The sequence below is a fragment of the Shinella zoogloeoides genome (assembly GCF_030733845.1).
Lineage (GTDB): Bacteria > Pseudomonadota > Alphaproteobacteria > Rhizobiales > Rhizobiaceae > Shinella > Shinella zoogloeoides_C.
In genome coordinates this window covers 609,299-632,537 of the sequence record NZ_CP132311.1, presented here as the reverse complement: position 1 = coordinate 632,537, position 23,239 = coordinate 609,299, and the positions used below count along the sequence as shown (strand labels likewise).

The window sequence follows — 23,239 nt, the reverse complement described above, 5'->3', positions numbered from 1 at the left end:
TCCCCCTCAAGGGGGGAGATCGCATGAGGCAGCGTTTCGCTCCTCCGGAACGATGCAAAAAGTACGATGCCAGAGCATCTTGCCGATCTCCCCCCTTGAGGGGGAGATGGCCGGCAGGCCAGAGGGGGGTGAACCGACACGCCCATCACCCCTGCCGCGCCCGGTCTTCGGCCTGCGCGTCGAGAATCTCGCGGACCTTGGCGACGAGGTCGGCCTCCGGCACGGAGACCTGCGCCACGCGCGCCTCGCGCCAGGTGGTGTTGTCCTCGATCTCACCGGAAAGGCGCTTGCCCTCGATCAGGTCCTTGATCTGCACGAGGCCTTCGGCGCGCTCGTCGCCGCCCTGGATGATGGCGACGGGCGCGTTGCGGCGGTCGGCATATTTCAGCTGGTTGCCGAACTTCTTCCAGTTGCCCTGGTACATCTCGGCGCGGATGCCGGCGGCGCGCAGCGCCTGCGTGAAGCGCTGGTAGCGGCCCATGCTCTCGACATCGCCGTCCATGACGGTGACGAGCACCGGCGCCAGAACCTCGTCCTGCCCGAGCTTGCCGAGGTTCTTCAGCGCCGTCATCAGGCGCGAGACGCCGATGGAAAAGCCCGTCGCCGGCACCGGCTGGCCCATGAAGCGCGAGACGAGGCCGTCATAACGCCCGCCGCCGCCGACCGAGCCGAAGACGACCTTCTCGCCCTTCTCGTTGGTGACGGCGAACTGCAATTCGGCCTCGAAGACGGGCCCGGTGTAATATTCAAGGCCACGCACGACCGACGGGTCGATCTTGATACGATCCGGGCCGTAGCCGGCCGAGGCGATCAGGTGGCCGATCTGGTTCAGCTCCTCGACGCCCTCGCCGCCGCGGGCACTGCCCTCGACCAGCTTGGCAAGGTCGGCGGCGCTTGCCGCATAGTCCTTGATGCCGACGAAGAAGAGGATTTTCTCGATCTGGTCGGCGGCAAGACCGGCGCCCTTGGTGAAGTCGCCGGATTCGTCCTTGCGGCCGGGGCCGAGCAGGAGCGTCACGCCCTCGGGGCCGAACTTGTCGAGCTTGTCGATGGCGCGCAGCACCGTAAGGCGGGCGCCCGCCTTCTCCTCGCCGCCAAGGCCGATCGCCTCCATCACGCCGTCGAGGACCTTGCGGTTGTTGACGCGGATGACGTAGTCGCCGCGCTGGATGCCTAGGGCTTCCATCGTGTCGGCCATCATCATGCACATCTCGGCATCCGCCTGCACGCCCGCCGCGCCGACCGTATCGGCATCGAACTGCATGAACTGGCGGAAGCGGCCCGGGCCCGGCTTCTCGTTGCGGAAGACGTAGCCGGCGCGATAGGTGCGGTAGGGAAGCTGGATCTCGTTGAAGTTTTCCGCGACATGGCGGGCGAGCGGCGCCGTCAGGTCGTAGCGCAGCGACATCCATTGCTCGTCGTCGTCCTGCAGCGAGAAGACGCCCTCGTTGGGGCGGTCGCTGTCGGGCAGGAACTTGCCGAGCGCGTCGGTATATTCGAAGAGCGGGGTTTCGACCGGATCGAAGCCGTAATGCTCGTAGACCTCGCGGATCTTCGCGGTCATCTCATTGACGGCGCGGATGTCCGCGGCATCGCGATCGACGAAGCCGCGCGGCAGGCGGGCTCTCAGCTTCTGCGGTTTTTTCTGCTTTTCGCTCATCGGGATACCCGAAAATCCTGTATTTCTGTTGCCGGTTTCCCTAGCGGATTGGACGGGCAGCGGCAAGGGCAGAGGCGCCCCGCATCAAGGCCGGCGCAACAGGCCGTCCCAACTGTGCACGATGACGGCGGAGGAGACGGGCGCCTGGGCCTCGGGAATGAGGACTGAATGGGTATCGCCGCGGATGATGCCGCGCATCTCCGACTGGAAGCAAAGCCGCTTCATCTGCACATGGCCCGCCGGGATGGACGTCACCGAAAGCGCCGTACCGCCGTAGATCTCGATGCTGGCGATGTCGCGGGCATAGAGGCTGGCGACCAGCGCCCGGTCCTCCAAGCAGTCGCGATAGTGGCCGGTCAGGTAGCGGCGGATGCTCGTGCCGACGACGGCGCGCATTTCCGGGCTCTCGCGGTATTCCTGCTGCGAACCGCCGAGATAGCGGATGTCGCGGCCCTCCCACAGATTGCGGCTGTCGCGCGCGGCGAGGATGGCCTTCAGCAGGCGGCGCTCGGTCTGCGCGTCGGCGCGGCGCAGGAAATCGACGATGGCGCCCGTCGCGCGCAGATCCGGCACGGCGATGCCGCGCTCCCAGCGCGAGACGGTGGTTGACGCAAAGCCGAGCTTCCAGGCGATGTCGTCCTGGGTCAGGCCCACCTTGAGGCGGTAGGCTCGAAGCTGATCGACCAGATCATGGCCGGTGGTGAGGACGACAGCCGGCAAATTCAACCCTTAAACGTGACAAAAAGCAATTCCGCACCCATCGGTCGAGTAAACGACCAGTCGATCCGCTTCCGGCGGCTTTCGATGTCGGCTACCCTTAAGGACAGGTAAACGTCCATCCCTGTCGTTTGGCAAGCGGCCAAAGGATGCCGTGGGCGTTTTCCAGCAGGCGACGGCCGATAGGGCTGGTGCATAACCGTCGCCGACCGCATGTCCTTGCGGACATCGGGCTGCACCTTCGCGGACCGACCGAATGGCATTGAAACCGATTACCACAGCCACGCGCCTCTCCACCGTCGCCGAACTCATCGGCATCGATCCCCATGAACTTGAAGATGCCTTCGTCTGCGAGGAATGGAGCGCGGAGCTTTCGACCGGCCTGCTCCGGCTCGGCCCCGAGACGGCCAGGCTGCACGACATTGCCGGAACCCGCTGCGGCATCATGGACCTCATCCAGCTTTACGAGCCGTCCGACTGGCCGAAAGTGCTGCTAGCGCTGGAAGAGGCGGCGACGATCTCCACCACCTTCAGCTTCGCCACCACCATCCGGCCCGGACCCGACCTCTACCGGCCGGTCTTCTGCTTCGGCCAGTCCGAGACGGCGGACGGGGCCGGCGGCATCATTCAGGGCACCTTCGCGATCGCCCGCCTCTGTCTCGAGACGACCTCGGCAAAACGCGACAGGTTGAACTGACCCTTTCCTTCCGCGCGGCGAATGCCTATCTCTGTCGCCATGAGGCAGATTCTCTTCGTGCTCGCCATTCTGGGCGCCGTTCTCTCCGGCTGGGTGCCGGCGATCGCGGCGACGTTGCATGCCGCCTCGCCGGCCGGCATGCATGCCATGCACCAGACGGCAAGCGAAGACGGCGGCAGCGAGCACGGCAAGACGAAACCGGCAGCGCATCCCGTCGCCTGTTCCGCCTGTTTCGCGATCGAGGCCGTGCGGCTGGAACCGATGAACCGCGCGCTCGACATCGCGAGCCGTTTTTCGGCCGAAACGCCGCCACTTGCCGGCATTGCCCTCTCCCCGCTCGATCCCCCTCCCCGATCCTGAACCACGCTTGATGTGAAATCCCGGGCGCCCGGCGCCCGGCCCCAACCGTATTCAGAACTGGAAAAACCAATGAACGCAAAGACGTTGTTTCTCGGCGCGGCCCTCACGCTCGCCTTCACCCTGCCCGCAGCCGCCCAGGAGGCCGACCATTCCGGCCATCAGGGCATGACGATGGAGGCCCCCGCCGAAGGCCAGGCCGCTTCCACGCAGGCCTTCATCGACGCCAATACGAAGATGCACAAGGCGATGGACATCGCATTCACCGGCAATGCCGACGTGGACTTCGTGCGCGGCATGATCGCCCATCACCAGGGCGCAATCGACATGGCGAAGGTGGAACTAGAGCACGGCAAGGACCCGGCGATCCGCAAGCTCGCCGAAGACGTCATCACCGCCCAGGAGGGCGAGATCAAGATGATGGAAGAATGGCTGGCGAAGAACGCCAAGTAACGCATGGAAGGCCCGCCGCGAGGCGGGCCTTCTTGCATGGTTACTCGCCGGCCGGCTGCTGGCGGGCGAACGAAGCCTCGACCAGCGAGGCCGCAATGGCCCGGGCCATCATCAGGCTCGTCTCGCGAATTTCGATATTGCTGCCGCTGCGGGCCGAACGGATCAGGCGGAAACCTTCCCGCAGCATGATCTCCTGCGCCTTGTCGCAGGCCCAGAGTTCAAGTCGAGATTCTTCGATTGCAGATGCGTTTGGCGCCATGATTCCCCCATGCCAAATCATTCAGCACAAAGCGGCACATCGCGATTGCGCACGCGCAGATCGACCCCAGAACTTCCGATGTATGAAATTGCCGCTCAACTTAGGCTACATGATTCGTTGTAAAATCAAATAGCTGTTTGCCGGCTTGCGGCAGTAATCATGGCCGCGCGAGCAGATTTCTCTTGTTCTCGACTTCGGCGCGGCAAAAACATCCTTCCACATGGTCGTTGACGAGGCCCATGGCCTGCATGAAAGCATAGACCGTGGTGGGACCGACGAAGGTCCAGCCGCGCTTCTTGAGGTCCTTCGACAGGCGCACGGAGGTCGATGTCGTCGGGTTGGCGACGATGACGTCCCATTCCACCCGCGCCGGCCGTTCCTCGGGCTTCGGCTCGAAGCTCCAGAAGTAACGGGCGAGCGTGCCGAATTCGGCGCGCAGATCCTGCGCGCGGCGGGCATTGTTGATCGTCGAGACGATCTTGCCGCGGTGACGCACGATGCCGGTATCGGCAAGACAGCGGGCGATATCCTCCTCGCCGAAGGTCGCCACCTTGTCGAAGTCGAAGCCGGCGAAGGCGGCGCGAAAACTTTCGCGCTTGCGCAGGATCGTGAGCCAGGACAGGCCCGACTGGAACCCTTCGAGGCAGATCTTCTCGAAAAGGCGCTGGTCGCTGGTGACGGGATGGCCCCATTCCTCGTCGTGATAGCGGCGGTAGTCGTCCAGCCCGCCGTGCCAGGCGCAGCGCGTCCGGCCATCCTCGCCAACCAACAATCCCCGTTCCGTCATTGCCGTCTCCGTTGCCATTTTGTTCCGCTTTACCACTCATCAACCACCTTTGGAAAGCAGGCAATAACCCTACTCAAAGCTTTATCCGCATCGTGCAAGTCGAATGAACCGCCGTTTACCATTCGCTTCATCGGAAGGTGCAAGCATTTTCCCGAACCGGCGCCGTCTCTCCCATCTGGCGGCGCAGCCCGGCGACGATCAGTAGCGAGTACGTCCGATGTTGATACGAACCCTTCTTGCAGCAGCCATCCTGGCCACCACGGCCCCCGCCCATGCCAGCGACCGGTACGGAAGCCGGCCGCCCGTCATCGTCAGCCCGGACCTTACCGCCCCCTGGCTGATGCAGCTCACCGGCGAGGGCGTGCAGCCAGCCGTCAACACGCGCCGCATCATCCGGCGCCAGCAGGTGCAGCAGCGCCGCGTCATCCGCCGCGAGGGCGCGGCCCGCGTCGAGCAGGTGGCGGTGACGGGCCGCGTGCAGAACCCGGTCCGCTCGAAGCTCGACCCGACATACCTGCCGCAGATCGTCTCCTACGGCAGCGAGCACAAGGCCGGCACGATCGTCATCGACACCAACAACCGCTTCCTCTATCTCGTGCTCGGCGATGGCAAGGCGCGGCGCTACGGCGTCGGCGTCGGCAAGCCGGGCTTCGAATGGGCCGGGGCGCACAAGATCACCCGCAAGGCGGAATGGCCGAGCTGGACGCCGCCCAAGGAGATGATCCGGCGCGAGGCCGCCAAGGGTCACTACCTGCCGGCCTTCATGGACGGCGGCCCGGAGAACCCGCTCGGCTCGCGCGCCATGTATCTCGGCTCGACGCTCTATCGTATCCACGGCACGAACGCGCCCTGGACGATCGGCTACGCCGTCTCTTCCGGCTGCATCCGCATGCGCAACGAGGACGTCGTCGATCTCTACGAGCGCGTGAAGGTCGGCACCAAGGTCATCGTGATCTGACGGACCCGCGCCGAGCGCAGGCTTGACTGAACATCTCCGGCCGCTCGCATGGCCGGGGATGTTCTTTTTCCGTCGCCTGAAATGCAACGCCCCGAAGAAATCCGCCCTCACAATCGTTCTACTGTCCGTGGGCCGGCTTGAAATCGCTCAGGACTCGGCTAGCCTCGCGGAATTGAGGATTGAGAGGGACTATACCATGCGGAAATACGCATCGATCTTGCTCGCGGCGGCCGTTGCCGCCACGGCGATCATGCCGGCGACGTCGGCCAACGCCTTTCCCGGCGCCCTGCAGGGCGGCCAGGTCGAAACGACCTCCAACGTGACGCTCGTCGCGCAGTCGCAGAGCAAGAAGCAGGTCGCGGCGAAGTTCAGGCGCACCAAGGTCCGCTTCGTGACCGACCAGCAACCGGGCACCGTCATCGTCGATACGAACAACAAGTTCCTCTATTATGTCGAGGGCAAGAACAGGGCGACGCGCTACGGCATCGGCGTCGGGCGCGACGGCTTCGGCTGGTCGGGCGTGGTGAAGGTCGGGCGCAAGGCCGAATGGCCCACCTGGACGCCGCCGGCCGAAATGCGCCGGCGCGAGGCCAAGAAGGGCCGCATCCTGCCCGTCGTCCAGCCCGGCGGCGAGGACAATCCGCTCGGCGCCCGCGCGCTCTACCTCTTCAAGGGCGGCCGCGACACGATCTTCCGCATCCACGGCACGAACCAGCCCTGGACGATCGGCCAGAACATGTCGTCGGGCTGCATCCGCATGATGAACAAGGACGTGGAACATCTCTACGCCCGCGCCGACATCGGCACCAAGGTCATCGTGGTCGGCCCCGGCAACAGGCAGGGCGCCGTCAGCTACAACGATCGCGGCGTCGATTTCTTCGGCACGCTGTTCGGCTTCGGCGGCTGAGCCGACACCATCGCATCTCTGCAAAATGCCGGCCTCGCGCCGGCATTCTTTTTTCAGCCGACGGCGCAGGCGATCTTTACTGTGCGCGGCAGGATCAGGAGAGCGCGGCGGGCTTCTCTCCGCCATAGGCCCAGTCGATGAGTTCCACGGTGTGGAGGATCGGGATTTCCGTGCCCGTCGCGATTTGCGTGATGCAGCCGATATTGCCGGTCGCGATGAGATCGGGCTTCGTCGCCTCGATATTCCTGACCTTGCGCGCCTTGAGCTTTGCCGAAATCTCCGGCTGGAGGATGTTGTAGGTGCCGGCGGAGCCGCAGCACAGGTGCCCTTCGGCCGGGTCGCGGACAGTAAAGCCGGCCTTCTTGAGGAGCGTCTTCGGCAGCATGGTGATCTTCTGGCCGTGCTGCATGGAGCAGGCGGAGTGATAGGCGACGGTCAGGCCCTTCGCCTCCTGCTGCGGCAGGTCGAGCGACGACAGATATTCCGTCACGTCCTTGGCTAGGGCGGAGACCCGCGCCGCCTTGCCGGCATAGGCGGCATCGAGGCGCAGCATGAAGCCGTAGTCCTTGATGGTCGTACCGCAGCCGGAAGCCGTGATGATAATGGCATCGAGCCCGCCCTTCTCGACCTCGTCGAGCCAGACATCGACATTGCGCCGCGCCGCTTCCAGCGCTTGCGCCTCACGGCCCATATGGTGCACGAGCGAGCCGCAGCAGACCTCGCCCGCCGGCGCCACGACCTCGACGCCAAGACGGGTGAGCAGCCGGATCGTCGCCGCGTTGATCTCCGGCTTCAATACCGGCTGGGCGCAGCCGGAGAGGATCGCCACCCGCCCGCGGCGGGGGCCGATGGCCGGATGCGTGCCCGGACCGGCGCTTCCGGAAGCCTTGGGCAGCCTGCGTGGCGCAAGGTCCAGCATGGCGCCGAACGGTTCGAGCGGCTTGAAACGCTTGAGGAGACCGGCGAAGGGACGGCCGATATTTGCCGCCCTCAGCGCGAGGCGGAAGCGGCCGGGATGGGGCAGCACTGCGGCAAGCACATTGCGCGTCAAGCGGTTCCAGAAGGGCCGCCGGTAGGTCTCCTCGATATGCATGCGAGCGTGATCGACGAGGTGCATATAGTCGACGCCGGAGGGACAGGTGGTCGTGCAGGCAAGGCAGGAAAGGCAGCGGTCGATATGGGTGACGACCTCGGCATCGGCCGGCCGGCCGTTCTCCAGCATGTCCTTGATGAGGTAGATGCGGCCGCGCGGGCTGTCGAGCTCGTTGCCGAGCGTCACATAGGTGGGACAGGTCGCGGTGCAGAAGCCGCAATGCACGCATTTGCGGAGGATCTTTTCCGATGTCGCGACATGCGGGTCGGCGAGTTGCTCGGCGGTGAAGTTGGTCTGCATCAGCGAGCGTCCTTTTCGTCGAAGGGCGCGGCGGGGATACCCCCCTCTGGCCTGCCGGCCATCTCCCCCTCAAGGGGGGAGATCGGCAAGAGGCGGAAACCTCGCTCGAATTGCACCGTCGAAGATGGGCGAAGCGGCTCTCCATCCGATCTCCCCCCGTGAGGGGGAGATGGCCGGCAGGCCAGAGGGGGGTGGATCATTGCAATACCGTCCATAAATGTCCCCTCACCCCACCATCCGCGACACGAACAACCCCGCCGGATCGAAGCTCGCCTTCACCCGCGCCGAAAGCGCCGCGACGGCGTCGGCCTGCGGCTGGAACGCCTCGGTCGCCGCCAGCACGTCCGGCCGGGCCCGCAGCAGCGTGGCATGCCCGCCGCCGACGGCCTTGAGGTAACGGCGCAGCATCTCGGCTTCGGGATCGGCCTCCATGCGCAGCCAGACGAGGCCGCCCTGCCAGTCGTAGAAGGCATCCACGCCGGTTTCCAGACGAAGGGCTGCGACGAGCTGCTGGCCGGCGATCGGGGCGGCGGAGACGCGCCAGAGCGGGCGCGGCGTGCCGTCGGCATAGGGCGCGCCGTCGCGGATCTCACGCCAGAGGCGGCGCGTGACGTCCGCGTCGAGGCGCGAGAGCGAACCGAAGCCGGTCATGGCGGCGGCAAGCTTTTCCGCGCGCACGGTGACGGAGGCGGAAAGGCCTTCGAGGCGCAGCACGGTGGCCGCGCCGTCCGGCAGCGCGCCGCCGGCGAAACGGCCGCGCACGCTTTCCGGCAGGTGGGCCGCGCCGGAGACCTCCACCGACATGGACATGGCCGTCGCCATCGCGGCGGCGGCCTCGGCGTCGTTGAGACCGGAGACGACGAGGGTGAGCGATGTTTCCGGCACGGGCAGCAGGCGGAAGGTGACTTCCGTCAGGAGCGCCAGCGATCCGTGCGAGCCGGCAAGCAGCTTGACGAGATCGAGGCCGGTGACGTTCTTCATCACCCGGCCGCCGGCCTTCACGATCTCGCCCCTGCCGTTGACGAAGCGCACGCCGAGCAGGCTGTCGCGCGCCGCGCCCGCCACGAAGCGCCGGGGGCCGGAGGCGTTGGTGGCGAAGACGCCGCCGATGGTGGGGATACCGGATGTGCCGAGCACGCCGCGCAGGTCGTTCGGCTCGAAGGCGAGCATCTGGCGCTTTTCGGCCAGCGCCGCCTCCACCACCTCCAGCGGCGTGCCGGCGCGGGCCGTCATGGTCATCTCAGCGGGATTGTAGGCGACGATGCCGGAAAGGCCGCGCGCCGAAAGCGCATCCGCCCCGTCGGGCGCGGCATGGAGGCTGCGTGTGCCGCCGCCGCGGATGACAAGGGGCGTCCTGGAGAGGGCGGCAACCTGGATGAGGCGCGCGGCCCCTTCTTCGGAAAGCGGTTCGTGGATCGGCGTCATGCGGCGGGGCGCCCTTCAAGCGGGAAGACCTTCGAGGGATTGAGCAGCCATTGCGGATCGAAGGCGGCGCGCACGGCCATCTGCTGGGCGAGGTCAGTTTGCGAATATTGATGGCGCATCAGGTCGCGCTTCTCGATGCCGACGCCGTGCTCGCCGGTAAGGCAGCCGCCAGCATCGACGCAGAGTTTCAGGATATCGTTGCCGGCCGCTTCCGCGCGCGCCGCGTCCTCCGGGTCGTTGGCGTTGAACAGGATCAGCGGATGCATGTTGCCGTCGCCGGCGTGGAAGACGTTGGCGACGCGCAGGCCGTATTTCGCGACGATCTCCGCCGTGCCGCGCAGCACATGAGACAGTTGGCCGAGCGGCACCGTGCCATCCATGCAGATATAGTCGGCGATGCGGCCGGTGGCGCCGAAGGCGGATTTGCGGCCCTTCCAGATGAGCGCCGCCTCGGTCGCCGACTGGCTTTCCTTGACGACCTTCACGCCATGGCGCCCCGCGATCTCGATGATGCTTGAAAGCATCGCGTCCATCTCCGCCTCGGAGCCCTCGACCTCGACGATCAGCAGCGCCTCGACATCCATCGGATAGCCGGCCTGGGCGAAGGCCTCGCAGATCTCGATGGCCGGCTTGTCCATGAACTCGATGGCGACGGGGATGATGCCGGCGGCAATGATATCGGAGACGCAGGCGCCCGCCTCCTCCGAACTGTCGAAGCCGAAGAGCACCGGGCGCGCGCCCTCGGGCTTGGCGATGAGGCGCACCGTCGCCTCGGTGACGATGCCGAGCTGGCCCTCGCCGCCGCAGACGAGGCCGAGCAGGTCGAGCCCGCCAGCATCGAGCGCCTTGCCACCGAGATCGACGATCGTCCCGTCGATCAGCACCAGCTTGACGCCGAGCAGGTTGTTGGTCGTCACCCCGTACTTCAGGCAATGCGCGCCGCCGGAATTCATGCCGATATTGCCGCCGATCGTGCAGGCGAGCTGCGAGCTCGGATCGGGCGCATAGAAATAGCCGTCGGCGGACACGGCCTCGGAAATGTTGAGATTGGTGACGCCGGCCTGAACGGTCGCCGTCCGGTTGGCGTAATCGACATCAAGGATCTTCGACATCTTCGAGAGGCCGATGACGACGGCGTCCTCTTGCGGGATCGCGCCGCCCGAAAGCGAGGTGCCGGCACCGCGCGGCACGACCGGCACGCCGTAGCGATGACAGTATTTGAGCACGGCGGCGACCTCGCGCGTCGTCTCTGGCAGGGCGACGGCGAGCGGCAGGCGGCGGTAGGAGACGAAAGCGTCGGTCTCGAAGGGCACGAGCTCGCGCGGCTCATGCACGAGACAGCCTTCCGGCAGGAGATCGAGAAGGTCGGCGACGATCTCGCGGCGGCGGGCAAGAACCGCCGGCCGCGGCTCCAGGAACCCGATCTGATCCATCTCCGTCCTCCATTTTCAAGTGGTCTTTTTTCTTTACCACTCACACCTTCATGGTGCAAATACTAAGCACTTCCGCCGCACCGGCAACCATCAACCCGCCGTCCACCGCCAAACGCGGCGGTAGCAACGAGAGGCGATTGACCGTCCGGAGCGCGAATGCGACAGTCGCGTGCCCGGGAGTCGGCGCAATCGCATGCAGCCTACCACCCGGCCAGGGGCGGCTTTAAGGAAAACGGCGCGTGACAAATCTCGGCGATCTCGAAATCTTCTCCCGCGTCATTTCAATGGGAAGCATGTCGGCGGCGGGGCGGGCCCTCGGGCTTTCGCCCGCCGTCGTCTCCAAGCGCGTGAAACGGCTGGAGGAACGCCTCGGCACCCGACTTTTCCAGCGCACCACCCGGCAGATTTCACTGACGGAAGCGGGCCAGGGCTTCTACGAGCGCATCGTCGGCATTCTCTCTGGGATCGAGGAGGCGGAAGCATTCGTTTCCGGCCGGTCCGGCGCGGTGCGCGGCACCTTGCGGATTTCCGCCCCCACCTCCTTCGGCCGCATGCACATCGCGCCCAATCTCAAGGGCTTCATGGACGCCTATCCGGAACTCGTCGTCAATCTCCTCCTGACCGACGACTTCTCCGACATCGTCGGCGGCGGCTTCGACCTGGCGATCCGCATCGGCGAACTGTCGGATTCCTCGCTCGTCGCGCGCAGGCTCGCCTCGGTGCGGCGCGTGCTCTGCGCCTCGCCGGACTACATCGCCCGCCACGGCATGCCGGCCTCGCTGGAGGACCTAGCGAACCACGTCTGCCTGCCGCCGCACACGCAGGATGTCTGGCGGCTGGAGGGCCCGGAAGGCAACGTCACCTATCGCCCGCACGGACCGCTCTACACCAATTCCAGCGAGGTGGTGCGCGAGGCGGTGTTCTCCGGCATGGGCATCGCGCTGCGCTCGACCTGGGATGTCGGCCCGGCGCTGAAGACCGGAGAGCTCAGCCAGGTGCTGCCGGACTATGAAGGCTCGCGCAACGTGGTGCTCTCCGCCGTCTATCCGAGCCGGCAGTTCCTGCCGGTCAAGGTGCGGCTGTTCATCGATTATCTCGCCGATCTCTACGGTCCCCTGCCCTATTGGGAGCGGTGACGACGACCGGCTGGCTTGCAGATATCCAGGGAGGAAGATGCATGATCGGCAGAACGATAGGCTTGGCGGCCCTGCTCGGGCTGGCGGCGGCACCGGCGAGCGCCGTGCCGCTCGATCCGCTGCTCGAAGGCTTCGACGACGCCTGCAGCTATACCGATGCGCTGGGCGCGTTGCTCCAGTCGAGTTATGCCTTCGCCCGCAAGGAAGGCACAGTGGTCATCCCCGCCGGCTACGAGGCGGCCTTCGGCACGCCCACCGTCACGCCGGTGGAGGATTATCTGCACATCGCCCTGCCGGTGACGGACGGCACCTGGCGGGGCGTGCCGGTGAGGCAGATCGACGCCTATATCACCCCGCTCGAAAGCGGGTTCAGCTCGCACGCCGTGGTCTTTCCGGCGGACGCCCTGAAAGCAGCGGAGGCAGCCTTCAAGGCACGCGGCCTTGCGGCGCAGAAGAAGCTCGCGGCGCAGGACCAAAGCGGTTTCGGCTGGACGACGGGCTTTGCCGTCACGAACGGCGAGCCCAGCTACCAGTGCGACCTTTCCACCTGACCTGCCGGATCAGTGCTTGTCCTCTTCCGCGTGGCGATGACGGATCGCGCGAACGAGCAGCCACATGCCGAGGATGACGAAGGGCACCGCGATGCCGGTCAGCGTTTCCGGCTTCACCGGCAGGCCCAACCCGTGCGCCGCCTTGGCGACATAACCGAAAAGCCCGACGACATAGTAGGAGATCGCCGCCACGGACAGGCCTTCGACGGTCTGCTGCAGGCGGAGCTGCAGCTTGGCGCGCCGGTCCATCGAATTGAGCAGCGTCGAGTTGAGCTGTTCCAGCTCCACGTCGATCCAGCTCCTGAGCAGCGCCGTGGCGCGGGCGAGCTTTCGTGACAGGTTCGCCTGCCGCTCCTCGACCGACTGACAGGTGCGCATGGCGGGCGCCAGGCGCCGCTCGAGGAAGAAGCCGAGCGTTTCGTAGCCGGGCACCGCCATTTCCGCCAGGGTGCGGATGCGCTCCTGCACGATGCCGTAATAGGCGCGGCTGGCGCCGAAGCGGTAGAGGCTGAGCGCGGCATTCGCCTCCAGCTCCGCCGCAAGCCGGGTGATTTCCGTCAGCAGCTCGTCGGCCTTTTCGCGGGCGTGCTGCTTCATCGCGTTGGTGATGCCCGTCAGCCCGTCCTCGATGCGGCGGATATCCGGCGAAAGCGACTGGGCGAGCGGCAGGCCCATCATGGCCAGCGTGCGATAGGTCTCGATGTCGAGCAGGCGCTGGACGAGCGCGCCGCGCCCGGCCTCCGTCATGCCGCGGTCGATGACGAGGATCTGCGTCAGCCCGTCACCGTTCTGGCGGAAGTCGGTGAGCACGACGCCCTGGCCGTTCTTGATCTCGCTGTAACAGAGGCTCGTCGGGTCGAACGCCGAGACCGCCTCGCGCGCTTCCGGCGAATCCGGCCGGATTTCGAGGCGGATGCCGGAGATCAGCGTGCCGGGCGGCGAAAAGCTGTCGCCGAACGGATGCACCGGAACCTCGCCGCCGAATTTCTCCGGCGCGGGCGCATCCCAGAAATAGGTCGAGAATTCCGTATGCCGCTCCCAGCGCAGCGTGCCCTGCCCCCAGCTCAAAACGTGGTGGCTGGAATCGCGCCCCGGCGGCGAGATGCCGCGCGAGCGCGACAGTTCCGCCATTACCGCATGGTCCACCGCCGAGCCGCCTTCCGTGAGGAACGCAAGCTGGAAGATGACGCGCGGCGACGGCACCAGCGCATACGGTCTTGCATGAATTTCGCCGAGCGCCTGCGCACGCGCTGTCGCCTGCGGAAAGGCGAAGCTGCCTTTTGCCATGTGTCTGCACCTTCCCCTCATGTGCAACAGCATAGTCTTAACAAATGTCAGGGATGCGCCGATAGGGCGCATTGACGCAGGGCCACAGGAGAAGAGTGGACAAGATTATTGACCAGTTTCCGCGCGCATTGGTAGAGTGGCGGCGTGACAGACACCGCCTTCGACCTTTTCGGCCGCATCAGCCACAGCCGGACCTCCGACGAGGTCGTGCGGCAGATCGAGCTATTGCTGCTCGAGGGCGTGCTGCGCGACGGCGACCGGCTGCCCGGTGAGCGGGAACTTTCCAAGCGTTTCGACGTGTCTCGGCCGATCCTGCGCGAGGCACTGAAGGAGCTGGAGAACCGCGGGCTGCTGATCAGCCAGCACGGCGGCGGCACCTATGTCGCCGACATCATCGGCCAGGTCTTCTCCCGCCCCGTCGTCGACCTCATCGCCCGCCACCAGCGGGCGACGGAGGACTATATCGAATACCGCCGCGAGCTGGAGGGCATCACTGCGGAACTCGCCGCGCGCCGGGCGACGGACTACGACCGGCAGATGCTGACCCGCATCATGGGGGCGATGCGCGCGGCGCATGAAAACGGCTCGTTCGACGCGGAGCTGGAAACCGATGTCGAATTACACAACGCCGTCGGCGAGGCGGCGCACAATATCGTGCTGCTCCATACGCTCAGGGCCTGCTACCGGCTGCTGGCGCAGGGGATCTTTTTCCACCGCCACCTCGTTTTCTCCTCGCCGGAAGCGCGCGGACACCTGCTCGCCCAGCACGAGGCGATCTATGCCGCGATCATGGCCGGCGACGGGCCTGCGGCGCGGCATGCCGCCCAAGCGCATATGGACTATATCGCCGTCGCGATCCGGGAAGCCGAGCGCAGTGGCGAATGGCAGAGAATCTCCCAATTGCGCATGCAAAAACACGGGACTCTCCCACAAGCCTGACTTGCGCCGCAAATCTCGCGCAAGCAAGATATCCGATAACGACTCAGCGAGCGTATCCCGATAAAAGGAATGAAAAAGACCTTGAACATTCTCAACCGTATTGCCAGCGACGTTCATCTCATGTTCCGGCGGCCCGTCCGCGAGCAATATGGAGCGCTGTGCTATCGGGTGAAGAAGAAGCGTTCGGCGGTCGAGATCCTCCTCATCACCAGCCGCGATACCGGCCGCTGGGTCATTCCCAAGGGCTGGCCGATGGACGGCAAGAGCGCGTCCGCCGCCGCTGCCCGGGAAGCCTGGGAAGAAGCCGGCGTCAAGGGCGTCGTCGACAACGAACCGATCGGCAACTACCACTATATGAAGGGCCTGCCGGAAGGGCTGAAGGTCGATTGCCGGGTGCGCGTCTTCGCCCTCGCCGTCGACGACATCTGCAAGAACTTTCCCGAAAAGGGCGAACGCCAGGCCGAATGGGTCGATTGCGCGGAGGCGGCAAGCCGCGTGCAGGAACCGGGCCTGAAGACGCTCATCCTCGCCTTCGAGCAGAAAATCCTCGCCGGGCTCGGACCCATTGCCAAAAACGGCACGACCGGCACCTGATCTGGCCATTGTCATATTGCCGCCGATGCCATGAGGCGATAGTGCCTGTCGGCAAAGACGGAGCAGCATGAATGGCGAATTCTCAGGTCCAGCTTCGCAAGCCGACGCTGGACAAGGACCTCGAAAAACTCACCTTCACCGAACAGGCCACGCATTTCGTGCTGCGGTCGTGGACGGGCGTGGGCATCTCCCTGGTCTTCCTGCTGATCGCCATGGCCGTCGCCAGCAGTTTCGCCACCGGCACGCCGGGCGTGCTCGTCGTCGCCGTCACCGCGGCGCTCGCGGCCTACATGGCCATGAACATCGGCGCGAACGACGTGACGAACAATGTGGGCGCTGCCGTCGGCGCGCGCGCCATGAGCATGGGTGTCGCGCTCGTCATCGCCGCGGTCTTCGAGATCGCCGGGGCCTTGCTGGCCGGACAGGGCGTGGCGCAGACCGTCGCCTCCGGCATCGTCGACCGCGCGATCTTTCCGACCCCCGATGCCTACGCGCTTGCCATGATGGCGGCCCTCGTCTCGGCCGCGCTGTGGATCAACATCGCAACGCTCGCCAATGCGCCGATCTCCACCACCCATGCCATCATCGGCGGCGTCATCGGCGCCGGCGCGGCGGCCAGCGGCTTCCACAGCGTGCAATGGGACGCCATCGCCGTCATCGTCGTGAGCTGGACCGTCTCGCCGATCCTGGGCGGCGTGATCGCGGCGGCCTTCCTCTACTTCATCAAGGAATTCATCATCTACCGCGACGACAAGATCGACGCGGCCAAGACCTGGGTTCCGGTGCTCGTGGCGATCATGGCGGGCTCCTTCGCCGCGTTCCTCGCCAATGGCGGCACGAACCGCTTCTACGATCTCTCCTTCTCCAAGGCGCTCCTCATCGGCCTTGCCTTCGGCATCGCCACCTATGTCGTTACGCGCCCGATCATCCGCCGCCATGCGGAAGGCCTCGACAACCGCAACCAGTCGCTGCGCACGCTCTTCCGCATCCCGCTGATCTGTTCGGCGGCGCTGCTTTCCTTCGCACACGGGGCGAACGACGTGTCGAATGCCGTCGGCCCGCTCTACGGCGTGGTCTCGGCGCTGCGCTCCGGCACGGACGGCAGCACGGCGGCCATTCCGCTCTGGGTGATGGTCATCGGCGCCTTCGGCATCTCGCTCGGCCTGCTGCTCTTCGGCCCGCGCCTCATCCGCATCGTCGGCAACGAGATCACCAAGCTCAACCCGATGCGCGCCTTCTGCGTGGCGCTCTCCTCCGCTGTCGCCGTGCTGACGGCCTCCGCCTTCGCCATTCCCGTCTCCTCGACGCACATCGCCGTCGGGGCCGTCTTCGGCGTCGGCCTGTTCCGCGAATGGTACACGCGCAACTCGCAGCGCCGCATCGACTATATCCGCAACCGCGGCAACCGCATCGCGCCTGAAGAAGAGCCGTCGAACCCGGACGAGACGCGCCGGCGCTATCTCGTGCGGCGCTCGCATTTCATGACCATCGTCTCGGCCTGGATCGTGACCCTGCCTATCTCGGCGGTCCTTTCCGCCCTCGTCTTCCTCGCCCTCAACCTGCTGTTCACGTAAGAGGCCGACCATGCGCGCCAACTATCGGATGCAGCGCCTCTTCGTCGGCGACGCCCTCGCAGCGGGACAAGGCTTCGAGGCCGCGAAGGAACATTTCCACTATCTCGCCAACGTGCTGCGCATGGCCGAAGGCGATGCCGTGCTCGTCTTCAACGGGCGCGACGGCGAGTGGCGGGCCGAGCTTTCCTTCCCGACCCGCAAGCGCCTGCTGCTGATGCCGGTGGAACAGACCCGGCCGCAGCCCGCCCCTTCCGACCTTCACTATCTCTTCGCGCCGTTGAAGGTCGGGCGGCTCGACTATCTGGTGCAGAAGGCGGTGGAAATGGGCGCCGGCGTTCTCCAGCCCGTCATGACGCAGCATGTGCAGGGCAAGATCACCAGCCTCGAACGGCTGGAGGCCAATGCCGTCGAAGCGGCGGAACAGTGCGGCATTTTGGCCATTCCGCAGGTGGCGGCGCCGAGGAGGCTCGACGACCTCCTCGCCGACTGGCCGCGCGAGCGGCGCATCGTCTTCTGCGACGAGGGCCATGGCAGCCAGAATCCGCTGCCGGTGCTGCAAGGCATAAAGGAGCGCAAGCTGGCCCTGCTCGTCGGCCCGGAAGGCGGCTTTTCCGACGAGGAGCGCACGCTTCTGCGCGGCCTCGACTTCGTGACCGCCATTCCGCTCGGCCCGCGCATCCTGCGCGCCGATACGGCGGCCGTGGCGGCGATGGCGGTCATCCAGGCAGCGATCGGGGACTGGGAATAATATTTCCGAAAGTCGAATGGGTTTTTTTGAATCTGCCTTGAAAGGAATTCGCTTGCACCGCATCTAATTCCGGTTCAAGCACCCTCTCAAGGCCCGACGGTTCCGCCGGGCGCCATCCGTTCAGAAGAAGACGCCCATGGCCCGTGACACCACCGACCAGACGCCCGTCCGCACCGTCGCGGACATGGCGGAATACCTCGCCGCCGGCAACAAGCCGAAGGAGAAGTTCCGCATCGGCACCGAGCACGAGAAATTCGTCTTCTTTACGGCCGACAACAGCCCCGTCCCCTATTTCGGCGAGGCGAGCATTTCGGCGCTGCTCAACGGCATGCAGGCCAAGACCGGCTGGGAGCCGATCATGGATGCCGGCAACATCATCGGCCTGGCCGAGCCCTCGGGCATGGGCGCGATCTCGCTGGAACCGGGCGGCCAATTCGAGCTTTCCGGCGCGCCGCTTGAGAACCTGCACCAGACCTGCAAGGAATCGAACCAGCACCTTGCGACGCTGCGCGAGATCGCCGAACCGCTCGGCATCCGCTTCCTCGGCATGGGCGGCAGCCCGAAATGGACCTTCGCCGAGACGCCGCGCATGCCGAAAAGCCGCTACGACATCATGACCCGCTACATGCCGAAGGTCGGCAGCCAGGGCCTCGACATGATGTACCGCACCTGCACCATCCAGGTGAACCTCGACTTCTCCTCCGAGACCGACATGCGCCGCAAGATGCAGGTCTCGCTGAAGCTGCAGTCGATGGCGACCGCCCTCTTCGCCTCCTCGCCCTTCAGGGACGGCAAGCCGAACGGCCTGCTCTCCTGGCGCGGCGACATCTGGCGCGACACGGACAACAACCGCTCCGGCCTCATTCCCTTCGCCTTCAAGCCGGACTTCGGCTTCACCGACTATGTCGAATGGGCGCTCGACGTGCCGATGTATTTCGTCGTGCGCGACGGCAAGTACCACGACTGCACGCACATCACCTTCCGCCAGTTCATGGCCGGCGCGCTGAAGGGCGAGATATCCGACTGGGAGCCAAACCTCGGCGACTGGACGAACCATCTCTCCACGCTCTTCCCGGACGTGCGCCTGAAGCGGTTCCTCGAAATGCGCGGCGCCGACGGCGGGCCGTGGCGGCGCATCTGTGCGCTGCCCGCCTTCTGGGTGGGCCTGCTCTACGACGACGGCGCGCTCGACGCCGCCGAGCGGCTGACGCGCGACTGGACGGTCGAGGAAGTCACCGCGCTGCGCAATGCCGTGCCCGCGCAAGGCCTCAGGGCCGAGTTCCGCGGCAAGCCGCTCCTCGACGTCGCGCGCGAGGTGGTCTCGATCTCCCGCCAGGGCCTTGCCGCCCGCGCCCGCCTCAATGGCGACGGCATCGACGAGACGATCTTCCTCGCGCCGCTCGACGAGGTTCTGGCCAAGAAGGCGACGCTCGCCGAGGACATGCTGGCGCTCTACAACGGGCGCTGGAACGGTTCGGTCGAGCCGGTCTTCACCGACTACCAGTACTGAGCGCCCCCTAAGAAAGCAGTTTGCGCGGCCGAAATTCCCGTTATAGTGCAGATACATGCCTGCCACAGGCCTGCCAACGGGAAGAGGTTCGCCATGCTTTCGCTCTACGACATGATGATGCAGGCGCAGAACGGCCATGCCGTGGAGACCATGGCGCGGCAGTTCGGCCTCGCGCAGGAGCAGGCGGCCAAGGCTGTCGCCGCGCTGATGCCGGCCTTTTCCGAGGGCTTCAAGCGCAACGCCGCCAACCCCTACGACCTTGCCGCCTTCATGAAGGCGCTGACATCGGGCGAGCACGCCAAGTATTTCGAGGATATCAGCAAGGCCTTCACGCCGCAGGGCATGGCGGAGGGCAACGGCATTCTCGGCCATCTCTTCGGCAACAAGGACGTCTCCCGCGCCATCGCCGCGCAGGCGGCCCAGATGACCGGCATCGGCCAGGAAATCTACAAGCAGATGCTGCCGGTCATGGCGAGCACGCTGATGGGCGGCATCTTCAAGCAGTCGCTCGCGCCGTTCTTCCCCGGCGCCGGCACGTCGCAGGCCAATCCCTTCGCCGAGATGATGCAGCAATGGGCCGAGGCGACAGGTCTTGCCAAGAAGCCGGAACCGGCCAACCCCTTCACCGACAACCCCTTCACGCAGGCGGCACAGGAATTCTTCGGCACGAACCAGAAGAAGGATGCGCCGGCCAACCCCTTCACCGACAATCCGTTCGCCAAGGCCTTCCAGGACATGATGGCGAGCGCCGGCGGCCAGACGGCGGCAAGCGAGAAGCCGAGCGAGCCCGACGCCTCGCCGGCGGATTCGCTGAAGACCCTCGTCAACACGATGTTCGACACCGGCCTCGACATGCAGAAGGACTACCAGCGCAATGTCGAGACGATCTTCGAGACGATGCGAGGTGGCGCGGCAGCCGATGGCGGCAAGAAGGCCTGACGCACAGGCGTTCGCCGGCGGCGTATCGTCCGGACCCTCCGCGCGGTTCTACTCCGTCACTGTCATCTTGAAGAAATCGCCCTGAATCTCGAATTCCTCGGTGCCGACGACGCTGGCGGTGAAGCGGATGGCGCGCGCCGGCGTCAGGCCCTGGCAGAACTTGCTGTGACGGCGGGCGAGACCGCCGTCGGAAAGGCTTCCCGTCCGGGTCTCGGGGAGATCCGGCAACAGGTCCGCCCAGTCCTTCGGCAGTTCCCCGCAATCGCCGCGAACGGCATAGATGGGCCGGGTTTCCCCGCGTTTCATCGTGATGTCAGGACGGAAGGGAATGATCGGGGCGTTGTCGGCGGGGCCCGCCCAGGGGCGCCAGCCGGACGCCACCACGCCGCCGCCCGCCAAGGCGCCGGCGCAGAACAGGGCGATCCCCGCGCAAACCGCCTGCGCCACCTTCCAGCGCCCGGCCTGGCTTGCGCGCGTCGGCACGGGAGGGGACGTCTGCACCCTCGTCGTGTCTGGCATCGCGCGCACCTCTTCCTCGAGGGGCTTTGCCATGCGGTGGAGTTCGCGCCAGCGCGCCTGCAATGCGGTTCCCTTGCGGATCGCGAGGAGGTTTTCGAGGATGCGCAGGTTGCCGGAACGAGGCAGATGGCGGCCGGAGCGCCAGTTGTTGAGGTTGCGCAGGACCGTATCGAACTGTTTCTGGTCCTTGTTGCCGATCAGGCCGCAATAGGCCGCGGCTAGGGCGGCATCGTCGAAATAGCCGGCGCGATTGCACAATTCGTTGAAGAGCACATGCCATGTCTCGGCATCGATCAGATCCTGTTCTTCCATCCTTCCCCTCCGGCAGAATAATCACTCGGTCCGCGGATGGCCGCGGTCCGTCACGACGATCTTCATGTAGTCCCCAAGCAATTTGAGCTCTTCGGAACCAGCTGTCCTTGCCGTGAAGCGGACCGCCCGCGCCCGCACCACCGCGTTGCAGCCATTGTCCATCTTGCGGGCGATCCCGCCGTCCGAGAAAATGCCCAGCGCGCTCGGCGGAACCTGCGGCAGGATGTAGTACCAGTCCGGCGGCTCTCCCCCGCAATCGCCGCGGTCTCCATGGATGAGACGCGTTTCGCCCACCACCATCTTCACCCTCGCATCGTATCCGATCATTGGAAGGCGCTTGAATTGCCGGTGCTCGTCGAAGGCGCTCCATGCCAGGCCGCCGCCGACCGTGATCCCGAGCGCCAGCGCCGCCCAGGGCGCGAGCCGCCGCAGATGCGAGGGAGACGCGGAAGGAGAGACGGCCGTTGCTGTCGCTTCACCACTGGCATCCGCCACGAGGTCGGCCTGCGGCACCTCTCCGCGCGCCGCCGTGTAGAGTGCGTTCCACCGGCGCAGAAGCTCCCGGTCCTCCTGCACGCGCAGCAGGTCCGCCAGCAGGACGAGATTGCGGCGCAGCGGCAGATGGCGCCCCAGACGCCAGTTTCTCAAATTCTTCTGGACCGCCTCGAAATCATCCCGCCCCGTCTTGCCGATCCGTGAACAATAGCGGCTCGCCAGCTCGGCATTGCCGCTATAGCCCGCACGCTGGCAAAGCAGATCGAACATTTCATGCCAGGTCCGGAAATCTTCCCGGTTTTCGAGTTCCAACAAATCACCCCGCCCCTACTCGCAGAGACCGGAATTATAAGTCGTTTCAGGTTGATAGGAATACGGATTTGCTGCGGAGTTTCCGGACTTTCCGAAAATCACTCGACTTTTCCTTTGCGGGGCAGCGCGATCTCCGCCCTCAATCCTTCCGGGTCCGAACATCCGGACCTGCTGGGCAGCGCCTGGGGCGCTCTATCGATCGAGGGAAAAATGATGAGGGAATACAGAATTCTAGCCGGCCTTTCACTTGCCGCACTGGTGATGACGGGCTGCGTCAGCGCCGGCAGCGCGGACAAGACGGTCGAGCTTTCCGTGGGGCAAACCCGGCATCTGACCGCCTACCGGGCGAACGGTTGCGGCGGGACGCCGCCGAGCTTCGACGCGATCGCCAGCCGCCTGCCGAAATCGGCCATCGTCACCTATTCGGACGGCGGGCCGTCCAGCCGCGTCAGCAAGGATTGCGGGAGGCGCGTTCCCACCCGCGCCGTGAACGCGACCGGCGTCGCCGCCGGCTCGGAGGTGCACCGCTATCAATCGGGCGTCGTCGCCATCGTCGTGAAATGACGCGGGCGCTAACCGAAATCTAGCACCGAACGAAAAAGCCCGACGCGGACCTTGGGAGTCACGCGCCGGGCAAGCGGCAGGGTTATTGGCTCTCACCCTGCGGGGAAGCTAGGTGCCGCCCTCAGAGGTAGGACGACGCCGGTAAAAATCAATCCAGGCGGCCGTTGCGCAGGTGACGGCGGGCGCGCTCGCGCGCCGTGATCGTCAGATGCAGGCCCGCATCGGAGAAGAAGGACGCGGACCGGAGCTCGTGAACGTCGTTGCGGCACAGCCCCATGTCATAGAGCTGGTAGTCGTCGAGCTCGCTGAGCCGGTTGATCACGCGGCGATTCTGCCAGGCGCGGACGAGTTTCCCGGCGGCGCTGCGGACACGCCCGAAGAGGCTCGGAGCCGGACGGCGCGTTGCGAGAATATCGATTTCCATTCTGCGGTCGATCATGCGCATGGCATTTCTCCTTTCCGGCGCGGCGCTCCATCGTCCTTCGATGGGGTTTCGCACGACGCCCGTGATCGTTCGCCGCCCACAGGGTTTGGGCGGCGGTTCAAAGGTCAAGTCTCAAGAAGAGCCACAGCCGGGAGGTCTTGGCGAAGCGGCAGATCCTGCCGAACGTGCCCGGCATCCCGGATCAATCGTTCAACAATTGCTTTTTCGCAGAATCCCATTGATCAGTCCAACGAATGTTTCTAATAGTATCAATCAAACAATCTTATGA

General features: G+C 65.6%; 26 protein-coding genes. 15 read left to right on the top strand and 11 right to left on the bottom strand.

The window, feature by feature from the left end:
- Positions 1-145: 145 nt before the first annotated feature.
- Both hisS and Q9316_RS04010 read right to left on the bottom strand, forming a co-directional pair.
- Positions 146-1,660: a histidine--tRNA ligase gene (hisS, locus tag Q9316_RS04015; RefSeq protein WP_306033959.1), complete on the bottom strand. Its 1,515-nt coding sequence runs from the start codon at positions 1,658-1,660 to the stop codon at positions 146-148.
- A gap of 84 nt (positions 1,661-1,744) precedes the next feature.
- Positions 1,745-2,380 (bottom strand): helix-turn-helix domain-containing protein, encoded by a 636-nt coding sequence (locus Q9316_RS04010; RefSeq protein WP_306033958.1) that lies wholly within the window; start codon positions 2,378-2,380, stop codon positions 1,745-1,747.
- A gap of 253 nt (positions 2,381-2,633) precedes the next feature.
- On the opposite strand from Q9316_RS04010, the gene Q9316_RS04005 reads away from it, so the two are divergent.
- From Q9316_RS04005 to copM, 3 genes are all read left to right on the top strand, one after another.
- Positions 2,634-3,074 carry a hypothetical protein gene (locus Q9316_RS04005; protein ID WP_306033957.1) on the top strand — a complete coding sequence of 147 codons (441 nt, stop codon included), beginning with the start codon at positions 2,634-2,636 and terminating at the stop codon, positions 3,072-3,074.
- 21 nt (positions 3,075-3,095) lie between these two features.
- Positions 3,096-3,434: a hypothetical protein gene (locus Q9316_RS04000; protein ID WP_306033956.1), complete on the top strand. Its 339-nt coding sequence runs from the start codon at positions 3,096-3,098 to the stop codon at positions 3,432-3,434.
- 69 nt (positions 3,435-3,503) lie between these two features.
- A complete protein-coding gene (gene copM, locus Q9316_RS03995; protein WP_306033955.1) occupies positions 3,504-3,884 on the top strand; it encodes a CopM family metallochaperone in 381 nt (126 codons plus the stop codon).
- Between the two features lie 40 nt (positions 3,885-3,924).
- Here the strand turns inward: copM and Q9316_RS03990 are convergent, their stop codons facing one another.
- Positions 3,925-4,143: a hypothetical protein gene (locus tag Q9316_RS03990; RefSeq protein ID WP_306033954.1), complete on the bottom strand. Its 219-nt coding sequence runs from the start codon at positions 4,141-4,143 to the stop codon at positions 3,925-3,927.
- A gap of 157 nt (positions 4,144-4,300) precedes the next feature.
- Entirely contained in the window at positions 4,301-4,930 is a 630-nt protein-coding gene (locus tag Q9316_RS03985; protein ID WP_306033953.1) for a DNA-3-methyladenine glycosylase I, read from the bottom strand.
- Between the two features lie 217 nt (positions 4,931-5,147).
- On the opposite strand from Q9316_RS03985, the gene Q9316_RS03980 reads away from it, so the two are divergent.
- A complete protein-coding gene (locus Q9316_RS03980; RefSeq protein ID WP_306033952.1) occupies positions 5,148-5,888 on the top strand; it encodes a L,D-transpeptidase in 741 nt (246 codons plus the stop codon).
- Between the two features lie 196 nt (positions 5,889-6,084).
- Positions 6,085-6,795, top strand: a complete 711-nt coding sequence (locus Q9316_RS03975; protein WP_306033951.1) for a L,D-transpeptidase — start codon at positions 6,085-6,087, stop codon at positions 6,793-6,795.
- Between the two features lie 94 nt (positions 6,796-6,889).
- Here the strand turns inward: Q9316_RS03975 and glcF are convergent, their stop codons facing one another.
- The 3 genes from glcF to Q9316_RS03960 form a co-directional block, all read right to left on the bottom strand.
- Positions 6,890-8,188, bottom strand: coding sequence for a glycolate oxidase subunit GlcF (gene glcF, locus Q9316_RS03970; protein ID WP_306033950.1), 1,299 nt, complete (start codon positions 8,186-8,188; stop codon positions 6,890-6,892).
- Between the two features lie 225 nt (positions 8,189-8,413).
- Complete coding sequence (locus tag Q9316_RS03965; RefSeq protein WP_306033949.1) at positions 8,414-9,613, bottom strand: FAD-binding protein; 1,200 nt, start codon at positions 9,611-9,613, stop codon at positions 8,414-8,416.
- A complete protein-coding gene (locus Q9316_RS03960; protein ID WP_306033948.1) occupies positions 9,610-11,046 on the bottom strand; it encodes an FAD-linked oxidase C-terminal domain-containing protein in 1,437 nt (478 codons plus the stop codon). Before Q9316_RS03960 ends, Q9316_RS03965 begins: the two co-directional genes overlap by 4 nt.
- Positions 11,047-11,285: 239 nt before the next feature.
- On the opposite strand from Q9316_RS03960, the gene Q9316_RS03955 reads away from it, so the two are divergent.
- Together Q9316_RS03955 and Q9316_RS03950 are read left to right on the top strand one after the other, a co-directional pair.
- The gene (locus Q9316_RS03955) at positions 11,286-12,182 is read left to right on the top strand and encodes a LysR family transcriptional regulator (RefSeq protein WP_306033947.1); all 897 of its coding nucleotides are present in this window, start codon (positions 11,286-11,288) and stop codon (positions 12,180-12,182) included.
- Between the two features lie 41 nt (positions 12,183-12,223).
- A complete protein-coding gene (locus tag Q9316_RS03950) occupies positions 12,224-12,733 on the top strand; it encodes a hypothetical protein (protein WP_306033946.1) in 510 nt (169 codons plus the stop codon).
- Between the two features lie 9 nt (positions 12,734-12,742).
- Here Q9316_RS03950 and Q9316_RS03945 read toward each other — a convergent pair whose 3' ends face one another.
- Positions 12,743-14,020 (bottom strand): DUF3422 family protein, encoded by a 1,278-nt coding sequence (locus Q9316_RS03945; RefSeq protein WP_306033945.1) that lies wholly within the window; start codon positions 14,018-14,020, stop codon positions 12,743-12,745.
- 144 nt (positions 14,021-14,164) lie between these two features.
- Here Q9316_RS03945 and Q9316_RS03940 point away from each other — a divergent pair, with 144 nt between their 5' ends.
- The 6 genes from Q9316_RS03940 (at position 14,165) to Q9316_RS03915 (ending at position 20,324) form a co-directional block, all read left to right on the top strand.
- Complete coding sequence (locus Q9316_RS03940; protein WP_306033944.1) at positions 14,165-14,959, top strand: FadR/GntR family transcriptional regulator; 795 nt, start codon at positions 14,165-14,167, stop codon at positions 14,957-14,959.
- 81 nt (positions 14,960-15,040) lie between these two features.
- Positions 15,041-15,553: an NUDIX hydrolase gene (locus tag Q9316_RS03935; RefSeq protein WP_306035199.1), complete on the top strand. Its 513-nt coding sequence runs from the start codon at positions 15,041-15,043 to the stop codon at positions 15,551-15,553.
- Between the two features lie 71 nt (positions 15,554-15,624).
- On the top strand, positions 15,625-17,127 hold the full coding sequence (locus Q9316_RS03930) for an inorganic phosphate transporter (RefSeq protein WP_306033943.1): 1,503 nt from the start codon (positions 15,625-15,627) through the stop codon (positions 17,125-17,127).
- A 10-nt stretch (positions 17,128-17,137) separates the two neighbouring features.
- Positions 17,138-17,875, top strand: a complete 738-nt coding sequence (locus tag Q9316_RS03925) for a 16S rRNA (uracil(1498)-N(3))-methyltransferase (RefSeq protein ID WP_306033942.1) — start codon at positions 17,138-17,140, stop codon at positions 17,873-17,875.
- Between the two features lie 136 nt (positions 17,876-18,011).
- Positions 18,012-19,385 (top strand): glutamate--cysteine ligase, encoded by a 1,374-nt coding sequence (locus tag Q9316_RS03920; RefSeq protein ID WP_306033941.1) that lies wholly within the window; start codon positions 18,012-18,014, stop codon positions 19,383-19,385.
- 93 nt (positions 19,386-19,478) lie between these two features.
- Positions 19,479-20,324, top strand: coding sequence for a DUF937 domain-containing protein (locus tag Q9316_RS03915; protein ID WP_306033940.1), 846 nt, complete (start codon positions 19,479-19,481; stop codon positions 20,322-20,324).
- Positions 20,325-20,372: 48 nt separating this feature from the next.
- On the opposite strand, the gene Q9316_RS03910 is transcribed toward Q9316_RS03915, so the two are convergent.
- Positions 20,373-21,155 carry a hypothetical protein gene (locus Q9316_RS03910; protein ID WP_306033939.1) on the bottom strand — a complete coding sequence of 261 codons (783 nt, stop codon included), beginning with the start codon at positions 21,153-21,155 and terminating at the stop codon, positions 20,373-20,375.
- A 21-nt stretch (positions 21,156-21,176) separates the two neighbouring features.
- Complete coding sequence (locus Q9316_RS03905; protein WP_306033938.1) at positions 21,177-21,962, bottom strand: hypothetical protein; 786 nt, start codon at positions 21,960-21,962, stop codon at positions 21,177-21,179.
- Between the two features lie 213 nt (positions 21,963-22,175).
- Between Q9316_RS03905 and Q9316_RS03900 the strand changes: the two genes are divergently transcribed.
- On the top strand, positions 22,176-22,526 hold the full coding sequence (locus tag Q9316_RS03900) for a hypothetical protein (protein ID WP_306033937.1): 351 nt from the start codon (positions 22,176-22,178) through the stop codon (positions 22,524-22,526).
- A 148-nt stretch (positions 22,527-22,674) separates the two neighbouring features.
- Here Q9316_RS03900 and Q9316_RS03895 read toward each other — a convergent pair whose 3' ends face one another.
- A complete protein-coding gene (locus Q9316_RS03895; protein ID WP_306033936.1) occupies positions 22,675-22,971 on the bottom strand; it encodes a DUF1127 domain-containing protein in 297 nt (98 codons plus the stop codon).
- Between Q9316_RS03895 and Q9316_RS03890 the strand changes: the two genes are divergently transcribed.
- Positions 22,970-23,239 (top strand): hypothetical protein, encoded by a 270-nt coding sequence (locus Q9316_RS03890; protein ID WP_306033935.1) that lies wholly within the window; start codon positions 22,970-22,972, stop codon positions 23,237-23,239. The genes Q9316_RS03895 and Q9316_RS03890 overlap by 2 nt on opposite strands.

Coding starts and splice junctions, on each gene's coding strand:
- hisS (WP_306033959.1), bottom strand. CDS start 1,660: ATGAGCGAAAAGCAGAAAAAACCGCAGAAGCTGAGAGCCCGCCTGCCG.
- Q9316_RS04005 (WP_306033957.1), top strand. CDS start 2,634: ATGGCATTGAAACCGATTACCACAGCCACGCGCCTCTCCACCGTCGCC.
- Q9316_RS04000 (WP_306033956.1), top strand. CDS start 3,096: ATGCCTATCTCTGTCGCCATGAGGCAGATTCTCTTCGTGCTCGCCATT.
- copM (WP_306033955.1), top strand. CDS start 3,504: ATGAACGCAAAGACGTTGTTTCTCGGCGCGGCCCTCACGCTCGCCTTC.
- Q9316_RS03990 (WP_306033954.1), bottom strand. CDS start 4,143: ATGGCGCCAAACGCATCTGCAATCGAAGAATCTCGACTTGAACTCTGG.
- Q9316_RS03985 (WP_306033953.1), bottom strand. CDS start 4,930: ATGACGGAACGGGGATTGTTGGTTGGCGAGGATGGCCGGACGCGCTGC.
- Q9316_RS03980 (WP_306033952.1), top strand. CDS start 5,148: ATGTTGATACGAACCCTTCTTGCAGCAGCCATCCTGGCCACCACGGCC.
- Q9316_RS03975 (WP_306033951.1), top strand. CDS start 6,085: ATGCGGAAATACGCATCGATCTTGCTCGCGGCGGCCGTTGCCGCCACG.
- glcF (WP_306033950.1), bottom strand. CDS start 8,188: ATGCAGACCAACTTCACCGCCGAGCAACTCGCCGACCCGCATGTCGCG.
- Q9316_RS03965 (WP_306033949.1), bottom strand. CDS start 9,613: ATGACGCCGATCCACGAACCGCTTTCCGAAGAAGGGGCCGCGCGCCTC.
- Q9316_RS03960 (WP_306033948.1), bottom strand. CDS start 11,046: ATGGATCAGATCGGGTTCCTGGAGCCGCGGCCGGCGGTTCTTGCCCGC.
- Q9316_RS03950 (WP_306033946.1), top strand. CDS start 12,224: ATGATCGGCAGAACGATAGGCTTGGCGGCCCTGCTCGGGCTGGCGGCG.
- Q9316_RS03945 (WP_306033945.1), bottom strand. CDS start 14,020: ATGGCAAAAGGCAGCTTCGCCTTTCCGCAGGCGACAGCGCGTGCGCAG.
- Q9316_RS03930 (WP_306033943.1), top strand. CDS start 15,625: ATGGCGAATTCTCAGGTCCAGCTTCGCAAGCCGACGCTGGACAAGGAC.
- Q9316_RS03925 (WP_306033942.1), top strand. CDS start 17,138: ATGCGCGCCAACTATCGGATGCAGCGCCTCTTCGTCGGCGACGCCCTC.
- Q9316_RS03920 (WP_306033941.1), top strand. CDS start 18,012: ATGGCCCGTGACACCACCGACCAGACGCCCGTCCGCACCGTCGCGGAC.
- Q9316_RS03915 (WP_306033940.1), top strand. CDS start 19,479: ATGCTTTCGCTCTACGACATGATGATGCAGGCGCAGAACGGCCATGCC.
- Q9316_RS03910 (WP_306033939.1), bottom strand. CDS start 21,155: ATGGAAGAACAGGATCTGATCGATGCCGAGACATGGCATGTGCTCTTC.
- Q9316_RS03900 (WP_306033937.1), top strand. CDS start 22,176: ATGAGGGAATACAGAATTCTAGCCGGCCTTTCACTTGCCGCACTGGTG.
- Q9316_RS03890 (WP_306033935.1), top strand. CDS start 22,970: ATGGCATTTCTCCTTTCCGGCGCGGCGCTCCATCGTCCTTCGATGGGG.
- Q9316_RS03895 (WP_306033936.1), bottom strand. CDS start 22,971: ATGCGCATGATCGACCGCAGAATGGAAATCGATATTCTCGCAACGCGC.